Below are 13,136 nucleotides of genomic sequence, written 5' to 3' on the forward strand. Positions count from 1 at the left end.
CCCGTGCGGGTGGCGGGAACTGTTGAGCATGAGATTAGAGCCTGGCCGCCCCGCCGGCCGCACAGTGCTCAGGATCACCTCCGACCGGAGTACACCCGTGCGACGATTTGCATAGATTTCCCGCGCGTTTGTGAGTGGGTTCCGCAGGTTTTCCCGTCGGAGCGCGGGGGAGGGAGCAGGCGTGCCCAAGGTGTCCTCGGTGATCGTCCCCTACGCGACCTACCTGCGCGTGTACGAACCGCTGGCCGCCTTCCCCGAGCCGGAGCGCAGCCACTGGGACCGCTACGCCCGCCGCCCGGACCGCCCCTCGTACCAGGACGAACTCCGCCGCGCTCTCGCCGACTTGGCACCCACCCCGCCGGTCCCGGTGCCGGTGCACGAGAGCGAGGACGCCTTCGTGCTGGAGGTCGACGGTGTCGTCTGCGTCTGCCCCTGGCGCACCCGGCTGCGCGGCTGGCTGGCCCTGGACGAGCTCTCGGAGGAGCTTCCGCCGCCGGTCATGGACGCGGTGCTGCCGCCCTTCCTGCGGAACCAGGCGGCCCAGGACTACGAGCGCTGGCTGGCGATCAACCCGGACGCCCGGCCGTGGATCCGTACGGCGACCTGGCAGGTGCCGATCAACTGGTTCGTGCTGGTCTCCGACGAGGAGCGCGAGTACGACAAGGGCGACAGCGCGGGCGGTCCGCCGGTGCTGCGCTACCGCACACCCATGGTCCAGGCCCGGCGGCGCGTGGCCCGGGGCCTGAGGGCCCTGAAAGAGGCCATGGACGAGGGGCCGCTGATCGACGGCCTGGTGGACGTCGGGCGCTGGCTGGAGGAGTTCCATCCGCGCTCGCTCGTGGAGCTGGACTACGGCGGCCTGGTGCACGCCGTGCCGGCCGGGGCGCTGGAGGAGGACCACTCGGCGGCGGACGTGGCCGAGGGCATCGCCGCGCTGCGCCGGGGGGACGGGACGGCGGCGGGGGTGGCGTACGCCCGGCTCGTGGAGCGGTGGCGTTCGGTACGGGATCTTCGCTCGGCGAACTGACCTCTGACCTTCGGCTCCTACGGACCGCTCCCGGTCGGTCACGAACTGACGTTTGACGTACCGCCCGTTTTGGGGTTTCGTCCTCGCACCGATGTTCCTGAAGAGCGCTCTCCGTTCGCTGAGGACTCGTCAACATCGGACGTAGGTCCCGATCCGGGCGTACCGCTCAAGTAGGCCAAGCGTGACGGACTACACGTACGCGGCCCTTGCGCCCCTTGCCCCTCCTCATGCCAAAATAGGACAAGGAGTCCGGGGAGGGCTCCTTCCGTCCCGTTGCGTCGCAGTGTGGGCGGAATCTCAGCATTGCACGCTTTGGGGGGTCTGGTGCCTCCTGATCGCCCTGTGACTGATCGTCACAGTGGCGTGACTGTCCGCTATGGCATGGTCCATCGGCTTCCGTCGCTGATGAACACCTGGGAGGGCAATTCCATCGGTTTGGCCGACGCGGCTGGACAGATGGTGTAGTTGTAGTGCCGAGGACAAGCCGTTCGTCCTATAACCGACTCGACTCGCGTCCGCCATTTCGGGCAACGCGGGTCAAGGTGCAGAATTTAGAGGAAAGAACCGAGAAGGTTCGGTTCTCCCGAGGAGGCCGCTCATGACCGCTCGCACCCCTGATGCCGAGCCGCTGCTGACCCCGGCTGAGGTCGCCACCATGTTCCGCGTCGACCCCAAGACGGTCACGCGGTGGGCGAAGGCCGGCAAGCTCACGTCGATCCGCACGCTCGGCGGGCATCGCCGCTACCGCGAGGCAGAGGTCCGCGCTCTGCTCGCGGGCATTCCGCAGCAGCGCAGCGAAGCCTGAACAACTGAATAACCGGGCAAACCGGTCGGTCCCCCACTGGCCGAGGCGTCCGGAACCACAGCTCCAAGCGACGCGGGTCCTGCCCCAACAGGCCCCTCGCCCACGCAAGTCAGAGCTACTCAGACACAGAACAGGGTGCGTCGTCGGTCGCGCTGGACTCCGCCGGGTCCAGCGCGATCTTTTTTGTGCGCCGACCGTGCGCCTGCCGGGTCGTGCTGTGAGTGGCCTTGTCGGAGTCTGGGGGAGGGTGTCGGATCCTCTGTGTGCGGCACCAGGGTGAGGGTGCAATTGCACATATTAAATTGACCCTTTGTAGGCGGGGTGTAAGTACCGCAGTTTCCAAAACTCATGCAGTGACACCCGTCACATACCAAGCGGCTTGTTAGCTCCGAAGCCGGTGCGGTAGAGGAGCTTCCGGTCTCCAGCGACCCACGTGTGCACGGGTGTTGGGGCCGGTCCCCGGATCACGCACGCGCCGGGCTCTCCTCCTCGATGGCCTCCTCTGAGGACTGCGTGGCGGGCGGGGAGGCTTCCATCGCCAGGCGCAGCAGGTGGTGGCAGATCGGGCAGTGACGGGTGAGATGCCGGTACGACGACGCGGCCGCCAGGTGCGCGCGGAGCAGGGCCCGCGTCTCATGCCTAGCCGATGCCGCCATACGCCACCTCCAGGGGGCCCCACGGGGAGCGGTCCTGGTTTCTGGGTACCGACCGAATGAAACCCCGTCAAGACGGCACGAGGGGCTTGGAGGGGCGCACGGAGGGGTTCGGAGGTTGAAGGCAGGAGCCCGGACGCAGAAGAGCCCGGATCCGAAGACCCGGGCTCTCTCACTGCGGTCCTGACGGGATTTGCTGTGTCCGATCGCGGCTGCGCCGCGGGCGCGGCCTCCGCCTCGGCGGGGCATGAGGAAGGGCCCGTATCCCTCGCGGGATGCGGGCCCTCTCGCTCTGCTGCGGTCCTGACGGGATTTGAACCCGCGGCCTCCACCTTGACAGGGTGGCGAGCACTCCAAACTGCTCCACAGGACCTGGTTTCGCGGCGCCATTCGTGCGTTGCGCTGCGAGAAGAGACTGTACAGGAGGGTGGGCGCTTGGTCGAACTCACCCTGCGTGCTCGTGCCGTTACGGCGCCACCGCGTCGATCGCCTTCACGATCCGCTTGTCGGAGACGGGGTACGCCGTGCCCAGCGCGTGGGCGAAATAGCTGACCCGGAGCTCCTCGATCATCCAGCGGATGTCGAGCACGGACGGCGGGACCGGCCGGCCCTGCGGCATCTGCTCCAGGAGCCAGGCGTACTCGTCCTGCATCTCGTGGACCTTCTGCATCCGCGTCGTGTCCCGCTGGACGTTCGTCGGCATCTGCTGGAGACGGCGGTCGGCCGCGACCAGGTAGCGCATGAGGTCCGGCAGCCGGCGCAGCCCCGCCGCCGTCACGAAGCCCGGCTTCACGAGCGCGTCCAGCTGCTCCCGCACGTCCTGGAGGTTCGGCAGCAGCGCGGGGCTGCGCACGGCCTTCAGGCGGCGCTCACAGGCCTGCCAGGCGGCCAGCACCTGCTGCACCTGACCCACCGTACGGACGGTCGTGTCGACGATCTCCGCGCGCACCTTGTCGTACAGCTTCCGGTACGACTCCTCGTCCCACGCCGGCCCGCCGAAGTCCGCGATCAGCTTGTCGGCGGCCGCCATCGCACAGTCGTCGAACAGGGCCTGGATGGAGCCGTGCGGATTCGAGGACAGCGCCAGCTTCTGCGCGTTCGTCAGCTTCTCGGAGGCGAACTTCGCCGGGTTCACCGGGATGTTGCGCAGGATCAGCCGGCGAGCGCCCTTCCACATGGCCTGCTGCTGCTCGGCCTCCGTGTCGAAGAGACGCACCGAGACCGTGTCGCCGTCGTCGACCAGGGCCGGGTAGGCCTTCACCGGCTGCCCGGCCCGCCGCGTCTCGAAGACACGGGTGAGCGTGCCGATCGTCCAGTCGGTGAGGCCCTCGCGCTCCAGCGACTCGCCGCCCCGGCGTTCCGCGGTGGCGGCTGCCGCCTGGGAGAGGGCCTTGCGGGCCTTGGGCCGCAGCCGCAGCTTGAGCGCCTCCAGGTCCTTGTCCTCCGCGAGTTTGCGGCGTCGCTCGTCGACGATCCGGAACGTGATCTTCAGGTGGTCGGGGACCTTGGACAGGTCGAAGTCGTCCGCCTCGAAGGGCACCCCGACCATGAGCCTCAGCTCGCGCGTCATGGTCGTGGTCAGGGGCTCCTGGAGCGGGACGGCCCGGTCCAGGAAGGCCTTCGCGAAGTTCGGCGCGGGCACGTAGTTGCGGCGGATCGGCTTCGGCAGGGACCGGATCAACTCCGTCACCAGCTCCTCCCGCAGGCCCGGGATCTGCCAGTCGAAGCCCTCCTCCGTGACCTGGTTGAGGACCTGGAGCGGGATGTGCACGGTGACACCGTCGGCGTCCGCGCCCGGCTCGAACTGGTAGGTCACCCGGAACTTGAGGTTCCCCTGGCGCCAGGAGTCCGGATAGTCGGCCTTGGTGACCTCCCCCGCCTTCTCGTTGATGAGCATCTCGCGCTCGAAGTCGAGGAAGTCGGGCTGCTCGTGCCGCTTGCGCTTCCACCAGGAGTCGAAGTGGGCCCCGGAGACCACGTGTTCGGGGATGCGCTGGTCGTAGAAGTCGTACAGCGTCTCGTCGTCGACCAGGATGTCCCGGCGCCGGGCCCGGTGCTCCAGCTCCTCGACCTCGGTGAGGAGCCTGCGGTTGTCCGAGAAGAACTTGTGGTGCGTGCGCCAGTCGCCCTCGACCAACGCGTTCCGGATGAACAGCTCACGGCTGATCTCGGGGTCGATCCGACCGTAGTTGACCTTCCGCTGGGCGACGATCGGCACGCCGTACAGCGTGACCTTCTCGTACGCCATCACCGCGGCCTGGTCCTTCTCCCAGTGCGGCTCGCTGTAGGTGCGCTTGACGAGGTGCTGGGCGAGGGGTTCCACCCAGTCGGGCTCGATCTTGGCGTTGACACGGGCCCAGAGCCGGGACGTCTCGACGAGTTCGGCCGACATCACGAAGCGCGGGGGCTTCTTGAAGAGGGCCGAGCCGGGGAAGACCGCGAACTTGGCGTTCCGGGCGCCCAGGTACTCGTTCTTCGCTGTGTTCTTCCCGCCCTCCCCCCCGGCGTTCTTCACGTCCTTCATCCCGACGTGGGACAGCAGGCCCGCGAGGAGGGAGACGTGGATGCGGTCGGCCGGGGCGTCGTCCTCGTTGAGGTGGATGCCCATCTGCTTCGCGACCGTGCGCAACTGCGTGTAGATGTCCTGCCATTCGCGGATGCGAAGGAAGTTGAGGAACTCCTGTTTGCACATCCGGCGGAAGGAGGACGAACCCCGTTCCTTCTGCTGCTCGCGGAGGTAGCGCCAGAGGTTGAGGTAGGCCAGGAAGTCGCTGGTCTCGTCCTTGAACCGGGCGTGCTGCTGGTCGGCCTGGGTCTGCTTGTCGGCGGGGCGCTCGCGCGGGTCCTGGATGGACAGCGCCGCCGCTATGACCATGACCTCGCGGACACAGCCGTTCCGGTCCGCCTCCAGGACCATCCGGGCCAGCCGGGGGTCGACGGGCAGCTGGGCCAGCTTGCGCCCGGTGTCCGTGAGCCGCTTGCGCGGGTCCTTCTGCGCCGGGTCGAGGGCGTTCAGCTCCTGCAGCAGCTGGACACCGTCGCGGATGTTGCGGTGGTCCGGCGGGTCGATGAAGGGAAACTTCTCGATGTCACCGAGGCCGGCCGCGGTCATCTGCAGGATGACGGAGGCGAGGTTCGTCCGGAGGATCTCCGCGTCCGTGAACTCCGGGCGGGCGTTGAAGTCGTCCTCGCTGTAGAGGCGGATGCAGATGCCGTCGGACGTACGGCCGCAGCGGCCCTTGCGCTGGTTGGCGCTGGCCTGCGAGATCGGCTCGATGGGCAGCCGCTGCACCTTGGTGCGGTGGCTGTAGCGGGAGATGCGCGCGAAGCCCGGGTCGATGACGTACTTGATGCCCGGGACCGTGAGGGACGTCTCGGCGACGTTCGTGGCCAGAACGATCCTGCGGCCGGTGTGCGGCTGGAAGACGCGATGCTGCTCGGCGTGGGAGAGCCGGGCGTAGAGCGGCAGGATCTCCGTGAACCGGTAGTTCTTCTTGGTCAGCGCGTCGGCCGTGTCGCGGATCTCGCGCTCGCCGGAGAGGAAGACGAGGATGTCGCCCTTGCCCTCCTTCTGGAGCTCCTCCACGGCGTCCGTGATCGCGGTGATCTGGTCGCGGTCGGCGTCGTCGGAGTCCTGCTCCAGGAGCGGCCGGTAACGCACCTCCACGGGGTAGGTCCGGCCGCTGACCTCGATGATCGGGGCGTCACCGAAGTGCCGCGAGAAGCGCTCGGGGTCGATGGTGGCCGAGGTGATGACGACCTTGAGGTCGGGGCGCTTCGGCAGCAGCTGGGCGAGGTAGCCCAGCAGGAAGTCGATGTTGAGGGACCGCTCGTGGGCCTCGTCGATGATGATCGTGTCGTAGGCGCGCAGCTCGCGGTCGGTCTGGATCTCGGCGAGCAGGATGCCGTCCGTCATGAGCTTGACGAAGGTGGCGTCCGGGTCGACCTGGTCGGTGAAACGGACTTTCCAGCCGACGGCTTCGCCCAGCGGGGTGTCCAGCTCCTCCGCCACTCGCTCGGCGACGGTACGGGCGGCGATCCGTCTCGGCTGCGTGTGCCCGATCATGCCGCGGACGCCGCGCCCCAGTTCCATACAGATCTTGGGGATCTGCGTCGTCTTCCCGGAGCCGGTCTCGCCCGCCACGATCACGACCTGGTGGTCGCGGATGGCCTCGGCGATCGTGTCCTTCTTCTGGCTGACCGGCAGCTGCTCGGGGTACGTGACCGCGGGCACGCGGGCCCGTCGGCCGGCCATCCGCTCCTCGCCCTTGACGACCTCCGCCTCGATCTCGGCGAGCACGGCGGCCCGGGCCTCCGGCTTGCGGATCTTGCGCGCACCTTCGAGCCTGCGCCCGAGCCGGTGCGCGTCGCGCAGGGACAGCTCGGTCAGGCGGGGGGCGAGGGCGCCGAGTGCGGGGGCGGATTGCGTAGACATACGCGATCCAGGATCTCATCCCCGCCAAATCCGTGGCGAACGCTTTTGCAGCGGCGGTGCGCGGAGCGGACGGCGGGGCTCGCCGCGGGTGGCGCGGAGTGTGGTGTGCAGTCGGCCGGCGGAGTGCGCCGGGCGCGCCGCTGACCTGACTCTTGGGGTGTGCATCACAGTTGGGCCAGTAGCCTCCGGGACATGGATGCCTTCTTACCGTTGCTGATCTTGATGGTCGGCCTCGCGGCGGTCATGGGTGCTTTTGCGTGGCTGGCCTCGCGCATTCGCCGCCGGGGTCTCGCGGGCGGTGCCATGAGCGGGGCCCTGGCCTCCTACGAAGAGGCCTTCCGCGTCACTTCTCACGAGTCTCACGTCGAGATCCGCGCACAGGCAGATCGAAACGCACCGCTCCCGTCGCCCGACGATCACTGGAGGAGCCCCCTCGACGCCACGCAGGGTGGGGCCGGGGATCGTGGACCGGTCCGATCGCGCTCTCGTCGCTCACGGCGGGGGCTGCGTCGGCGGGCCGCCCGCCTTCGGTCCGGTCGCTGAGCCACGGACACCGTGTGGCTGCCGGCCGGAGAGGCGTAGACGGCACGAAAGAGCCCCTCCCCGGATGCATCGGGGAGGGGCTCAAGCCCTGTAAGGGCGGTTGTGGCTGGGGCCGGGGTCGAACCGGCGACCTATCGCTTTTCAGGCGATCGCTCGTACCAACTGAGCTACCCAGCCACGAGGTTTCACGTGAAACCTCAGCGGTCCTGACGGGATTTGAACCCGCGGCCTCCACCTTGACAGGGTGGCGAGCACTCCAAACTGCTCCACAGGACCAAGCTTGTCGTACGACAGTGTCGCACAGGGTGGTGCGTGCCCCCAACGGGATTCGAACCCGTGCTACCGCCTTGAAAGGGCGGCGTCCTAGGCCGCTAGACGATGAGGGCTATCGGCCCGCCTGCGCGCTTCTCAGCGCGTCGGGGACGTGAGAAGCATATGGGATGGCGGGAGCTATCGCCAAAACGGTTTAGGAGGAGGGCGACGGGGTGCCCTTCGTGGGGGTGCTCGGGGACGGGGCCGGATTCTCCGGCGAGCCGCTCGGGGACGGGGACGCGCCCGGCTGGTTCTCCTCCGGCAGGTGGCGGCTGACCTCCGCTGTCGTGAGGCCGAGTCCGCCCAGTTCGATCTCGTCCCAGGCCTGGAGGTGCCGGGTGTCCCGGTCGAAGTAGAGGATCGACGCCTCGATGGGGTCCGGGTGCTTGCCCTCGATGGCGCGCAGGCCGCTGCCGCCCGTCGAGCCCTCGATGCGCAGGCGGGTGCCGTACTTCAGGACTTCCGTCTCGTCGTGGTGGAGGTGGCCGGCCAGGGCCAGGGGGACCTCGCCGTCGACTTCCCGGGCCGCCGCGGGCTCGTGGGCGATGGCGACGTCCACCGGGGTGCCGGCGGTGTGCTGGTCGCGCAGGGCCGTGGCCAGGCGGGCGCCCGCGAGTTCCTGGGACTGCCGGGCGCCGATGCTCTTGGAGCGGTCGGGGGTGTACTGCGGGTCGCCGATGCCCGCGAAGCGCAGGCCCTTGATCGTCTTCGCCCGGCCGTCGTCCAGGACGTGCACGTTCTTCAGGCCCTTCAGGTACTCCTGGGTGATCATCGAGTCGTGGTTGCCGCGGACCCAGACGTAGGGGGCCCCGAGGTCCTCGATGGGGTCCAGGAAGCCGTTCTCGGCGGCCGTGCCGTGGTCCATCGTGTCGCCGGAGTCGACGATCACGTCCACCTTGTACTGCTCCACGAGCGAGGCGATGATCTTCCAGCTCGCCGGGTTGAGGTGGATGTCGGAGACGTGCAGGACCCGGATGGTGGACGGGTCGGGCGCGTAGGCGGGCAGGGTCGAGGTGGCGTCGTAGAGCTTGGTCACGTTGGTGACCAGGCGGGCCAATTCCTTCTGGTAGACGTCGAATTCCGTGACGATGCTGCGCGCGTTGCCGACCAGGGAGGGGGCCGAGGTGAGCAGGCCGGAGAACTTGGGTTCCAGGACGGAGTCGGGGCGCCAGGTGGCGTACGCCGTGCCGCCCGAGGCGGCGAGGAGTGCGAGGGCGAGACCGCCGGCGGCCAGGGCGCGGCGGGGGCGGCGGTAGACCACGAGGCCGAGGGCGGTGGCACCGGCGACGACGGCCACGCAGGAGCGTACGGCCAGGTCGAGGGTGCCGCGGCCGACGTCCTCGGTGACCTCGTCCTGCAGTCCGGAGAGGCGCTCCGGGTGGTCGACCAGGGCCTGGGAGCGGTCGGGGTCGAGCTGGTCGACGTTCACGTCGAGCCGGACGGGGGCGATGTGGCTGTCCAGCTGGAGCGCGCCCAGGGGCGAGACGTTGATCTTGGTGCCGCCGGTGAGGGAGGGGCGCAGGGTCATGGTGGTGTTCATGGGGCCGACCGGGGCCCGGACGTTGCCGACCACCAGCAGGCCCAGCCAGGCTCCCAGCAGGACGACGGCCACGAGCCCGGCCGCGCGGGTCCACGGGTGCGGCTGCGGCACGAGCGCGATCGTGGCCGGGGCCTGGCGGGAGCGGTACCGGCGGGCGAGGGCGCGCGGGGCCTTGCGGATCGGGTTCAGGACACTCAGGACAGCGGCGGGGACGCGGGCCATTGGTCCCGTATGCCCAAGTGCCCGGCCGGATATGCGACGCCGGATGGCTCTCGTACGGCGGGGCTGTGGCCGACAATGGGCCTGTGCTGGAGATGACGCGCGAGGAGTTCGAGGAACTGGTCGCCGAGGCGCTCGACCGGATCCCGCCGGAACTGACCCGACTGATGGACAACGTGGCGGTGTTCGTCGAGGACGAGCCGCCGACGGACGATCCCGAGCTGCTCGGGCTGTACGAGGGGACTCCGCTGACCGACCGGGGTGAGTGGTACGCCGGTGTGCTGCCGGACCGGATCACCATCTACCGGAATCCGACCCTGCGGATGTGCGAGTCGCGGGAGGACGTCGTCGCCGAGACGGAAGTCACCGTGGTGCATGAGATCGCGCACCACTTCGGCATCGACGACGCGCGCCTTCACGCCCTGGGGTACGGCTGACCGCGATGTGAACGCGGGCGGCGTGTCCTCTTGCGGGCGGCGGGAGTTGGAGGTGTTGACTCCATCACGCTTCCCGGAGGTGGCCCCGTGCGCCCCTTGTACGTACCCGTCCGCCTGGCCGCCACCGTCGTGGCCGTCGCCGCTGCCGCCGGCTGTATGAGCGTCGGCGACGACGGTGCGGGCGGGAGGGCCAAGCCGTCGCACTCCGCCGGGCAGCGCGGCGGGGAGGCGCCCGACGGCGGGTCGGCGGGGCCGGGCGGCGGCACCGGGATCGGTGTGGCCTCGGCCGACGGCGAGCGCGGGCGCGGCAAGGGCAAGAAGGGTGCGAAGGGCAAGGACGGCAAGCCGGGGAAGCCGGCGTCCCCCGAGGCGTCGCCGACCGTCGCGGTGAGTGCGTCCGCGCCGGGCCGCGAGCCGGGGAAGCCGGACCGGCCCGTGCCGAAGCCGCCGGCTCCGCCCACTCCCACCCGGACGGCCGATCCGGAGCCGACGCCGACGCCGCCGGAGCCGACGACGTCCCCGGAGCCGACGCCGGAGCCGTCCTCGTCGGCGCACGAGCCGCCGGGGCCGCAACTGGCGCAGCGGGAACCGGCGCCGGAGGCCGGGGCGCCGGTGTAAAGCTCAGGTGCGGGAAGAAAAACGCGGCGGTGCGCCTTGTAGAGGAAGCCATACCGTTCCGGTTTGCCTTGCGGGGTCCGGAGTGCGTATGGTGGCAGATCGTTTGATCCCATCTTGCCCGGCGCCACCGCAGAGCGCGCCGTGTGGCGCGTACTCTCCCTTGCCGTGGTGGACCGCATTGAGGCGGTCGTATTGCGATTCGCGAATCACGGAGTTGACGGGCGCGTGCCGACGAGACTCCGGAAGGTTTCGCATTCGCATGTCCATCGCCAGTACTGATCACGTCGTCGTGCCCGAGAACGAGGCCGCCGAGGACGCCCCCGAGGTCACTTTCGCCGACCTCGGCCTGCCCGAGGGCGTCGTCCGCAAGCTCGCGCAGAACGGTGTGACCACCCCCTTCCCGATCCAGGCCGCGACCATTCCGGACGCCCTGGCCGGCAAGGACATCCTCGGCCGTGGCCGCACCGGCTCCGGCAAGACGCTTTCCTTCGGTCTGCCGACCCTGGCCACGCTGGCCGGCGGCCGGACCGAGAAGCACAAGCCGCGCGCCGTCATCCTCACGCCGACGCGTGAGCTCGCCATGCAGGTCGCCGACGCACTCCAGCCCTACGGCGACGTCCTCGGCCTGAAGATGAAGGTCGTCTGCGGCGGTACGTCCATGGGCAACCAGATCTACGCCCTGGAGAGGGGCGTCGACATCCTGGTCGCCACCCCGGGCCGGTTGCGCGACATCATCAACCGCGGTGCCTGCTCCCTGGAGAACGTGGAGATCGCGGTTCTCGACGAGGCCGACCAGATGTCCGACCTGGGCTTCATGCCCGAGGTGACGGAGCTGCTGGACCAGGTCCCGGCGGGCGGTCAGCGGATGCTGTTCTCCGCGACCATGGAGAACGAGATCAAGACCCTGGTCGACCGGTACCTGAACGACCCGGTCAGCCACGAGGTCGACGCCGCCCAGGGTGCCGTGACGACCATGTCGCACCACATCCTGATCGTGAAGCCCAAGGACAAGGCTCCGGTCACGGCCGCGATCGCCTCCCGCAAGGGCCGGACGATCATCTTCGTGCGGACCCAGCTGGGCGCCGACCGCGTCGCCGAGCAGCTGCGCGACGCCGGGGCGAAGGCCGACGCGCTGCACGGCGGCATGACCCAGGGCGCGCGGACGCGGACCCTGGCCGACTTCAAGGACGGGTACGTCAACGTGCTCGTCGCGACCGACGTCGCCGCGCGCGGCATCCACGTCGACGGCATCGACCTGGTGCTGAACGTGGACCCGGCGGGCGACCACAAGGACTACCTGCACCGGGCGGGCCGTACGGCGCGTGCCGGGCGCACGGGCACGGTCGTCTCCCTCTCGCTCCCGCACCAGCGGCGGCAGATCTTCCGGCTCATGGAGGACGCGGGTGTCGACGCCACGCGCCACATCATCCAGGGCGGCGCGGCCTTCGACCCGGAGGTCGCCGAGATCACCGGCGCCCGGTCGATGACCGAGGTGCAGGCCGAGTCGGTGGGCAACGCCGCGCAGCAGGCCGAGCGTGAGGTCGCCCAGCTCACCAAGGAGCTGGAGCGGGCCCAGCGGCGTGCGAACGAACTGCGCGAGGAGTCCGACCGGCTGCTCGCCCGGGTCGCCCGTGAGCGGGGCGAGGAGCCTGCCGCGGTGGCGGCCGGTGAGTCCGCCGAGGCTCCGGCGGCTGTCGAGGTGTCCGTGCCGGAGCAGCCGACCGCGAAGGACGTCGAGCGCGAGGACCGCGCCGAGGGGTCCGCGCCGTACGAGCGGCGGGAGCGGCGCGAGGACCGCGGTGGCTTCCGGCGTGACGACCGTGGTGGCCGTTCCTTCGACCGGGACCGTGACCGGGACCGCGACCGTGGTGGGCGTTCGTTCGAGCGTCGTGACGACCGTGGGGGCTTCAACCGGGACCGCGACCGGGACCGTGACCGTGGCGGTCGCTCCTTCGACCGTGACCGTGGCTTCCGCCGGGACGACCGCACCGACCGGACCGACCGGGGCGAGCGCGGTGACCGTGGCGGTTTCCGGCGTGACGACCGTGGTGGGCGTTCCTTCGACCGTGACCGTGGCGGCCGTTCGTTCGAGCGTCGTGACGACCGCGGCGGCTTCAACCGCGACCGTGACCGTGGCGGCTTCCGCCGGGACGAGCGTGGCGGGCACCGCGGCAGCGACCGCCCCTTCAACCGCGACCGCCGGGACGACCGTCCGGGCTTCCGCTCCGGCGGCCACGACCGCCCCTACGGCCGTCGTGACGACCACCGTGGCGGCGGTTCCTTCGGCCGCCGCGAGGACAAGCCGCGCTGGAAGCGCAACGGCTGACGCTCCGCGTCAGTGACCCGCACCGGGCCTGTTTCCCCCTTCGGCACGGCCGGGTCCCCGATACCCGATCGGAGACTCGGCCACCTCGGGCTATGCTCGTGGGGGCAACATCGCCTGGGCCCTTAGCTCAATTGGCAGAGCAGTGGACTTTTAATCCATTGGTTGTGGGTTCGAGTCCCACAGGGCCTACCTGAAGCAGCGCCCGAGCCGACTCCGGTCGG

Annotated in this window: 8 protein-coding genes and 5 tRNA genes; 6 read left to right on the forward strand and 7 right to left on the reverse strand. The window is 69.7% G+C overall.

Annotated elements, in window-relative coordinates:
• Positions 1-181 precede the first annotated feature (181 nt).
• Together ABZ016_RS19560 and bldC are read left to right on the forward strand one after the other, a co-directional pair.
• Complete coding sequence (locus ABZ016_RS19560; protein ID WP_356917868.1) at positions 182-1,027, forward strand: hypothetical protein; 846 nt, start codon at positions 182-184, stop codon at positions 1,025-1,027.
• A gap of 598 nt (positions 1,028-1,625) precedes the next feature.
• Positions 1,626-1,832 carry a developmental transcriptional regulator BldC gene (gene bldC / locus ABZ016_RS19565; RefSeq protein WP_003949541.1) on the forward strand — a complete coding sequence of 69 codons (207 nt, stop codon included), beginning with the start codon at positions 1,626-1,628 and terminating at the stop codon, positions 1,830-1,832.
• Positions 1,833-2,296: 464 nt separating this feature from the next.
• Here the strand turns inward: bldC and ABZ016_RS19570 are convergent, their stop codons facing one another.
• From ABZ016_RS19570 to ABZ016_RS19600, 7 genes are all read right to left on the reverse strand, one after another.
• Positions 2,297-2,488: a DUF6274 family protein gene (locus tag ABZ016_RS19570; RefSeq protein ID WP_356917869.1), complete on the reverse strand. Its 192-nt coding sequence runs from the start codon at positions 2,486-2,488 to the stop codon at positions 2,297-2,299.
• Positions 2,489-2,783: 295 nt separating this feature from the next.
• Positions 2,784-2,858 (reverse strand) — tRNA-Asp (locus ABZ016_RS19575).
• Positions 2,859-2,951: 93 nt separating this feature from the next.
• Positions 2,952-6,920 (reverse strand): ATP-dependent RNA helicase HrpA, encoded by a 3,969-nt coding sequence (hrpA, locus tag ABZ016_RS19580; RefSeq protein ID WP_356917870.1) that lies wholly within the window; start codon positions 6,918-6,920, stop codon positions 2,952-2,954.
• Positions 6,921-7,566: 646 nt separating this feature from the next.
• Positions 7,567-7,640, reverse strand: a tRNA-Phe gene (locus ABZ016_RS19585).
• 24 nt (positions 7,641-7,664) lie between these two features.
• A tRNA-Asp gene (locus tag ABZ016_RS19590) sits at positions 7,665-7,739 on the reverse strand.
• Positions 7,740-7,776: 37 nt separating this feature from the next.
• Positions 7,777-7,849 (reverse strand) — tRNA-Glu (locus ABZ016_RS19595).
• An 80-nt stretch (positions 7,850-7,929) separates the two neighbouring features.
• The gene (locus ABZ016_RS19600; RefSeq protein WP_356917871.1) at positions 7,930-9,537 is read right to left on the reverse strand and encodes a metallophosphoesterase; all 1,608 of its coding nucleotides are present in this window, start codon (positions 9,535-9,537) and stop codon (positions 7,930-7,932) included.
• An 83-nt stretch (positions 9,538-9,620) separates the two neighbouring features.
• On the opposite strand from ABZ016_RS19600, the gene ABZ016_RS19605 reads away from it, so the two are divergent.
• From ABZ016_RS19605 to ABZ016_RS19620, 4 genes are all read left to right on the forward strand, one after another.
• Positions 9,621-9,971 (forward strand): metallopeptidase family protein, encoded by a 351-nt coding sequence (locus ABZ016_RS19605; RefSeq protein WP_356917872.1) that lies wholly within the window; start codon positions 9,621-9,623, stop codon positions 9,969-9,971.
• Positions 9,972-10,058: 87 nt separating this feature from the next.
• The gene (locus ABZ016_RS19610; RefSeq protein WP_356917873.1) at positions 10,059-10,589 is read left to right on the forward strand and encodes a hypothetical protein; all 531 of its coding nucleotides are present in this window, start codon (positions 10,059-10,061) and stop codon (positions 10,587-10,589) included.
• 259 nt (positions 10,590-10,848) lie between these two features.
• Positions 10,849-12,915, forward strand: coding sequence for a DEAD/DEAH box helicase (locus ABZ016_RS19615; RefSeq protein WP_356917874.1), 2,067 nt, complete (start codon positions 10,849-10,851; stop codon positions 12,913-12,915).
• 116 nt (positions 12,916-13,031) lie between these two features.
• Positions 13,032-13,104, forward strand: a tRNA-Lys gene (locus tag ABZ016_RS19620).
• The last annotated feature ends 32 nt before the right edge of the window (positions 13,105-13,136 follow it).

This window comes from Streptomyces sp. NPDC006372, from assembly GCF_040612515.1.
Lineage (GTDB): Bacteria > Actinomycetota > Actinomycetes > Streptomycetales > Streptomycetaceae > Streptomyces.

Coding starts and splice junctions, on each gene's coding strand:
- bldC (WP_003949541.1), top strand. CDS start 1,626: ATGACCGCTCGCACCCCTGATGCCGAGCCGCTGCTGACCCCGGCTGAG.
- ABZ016_RS19615 (WP_356917874.1), top strand. CDS start 10,849: ATGTCCATCGCCAGTACTGATCACGTCGTCGTGCCCGAGAACGAGGCC.
- ABZ016_RS19600 (WP_356917871.1), bottom strand. CDS start 9,537: ATGGCCCGCGTCCCCGCCGCTGTCCTGAGTGTCCTGAACCCGATCCGC.
- ABZ016_RS19570 (WP_356917869.1), bottom strand. CDS start 2,488: ATGGCGGCATCGGCTAGGCATGAGACGCGGGCCCTGCTCCGCGCGCAC.
- hrpA (WP_356917870.1), bottom strand. CDS start 6,920: ATGTCTACGCAATCCGCCCCCGCACTCGGCGCCCTCGCCCCCCGCCTG.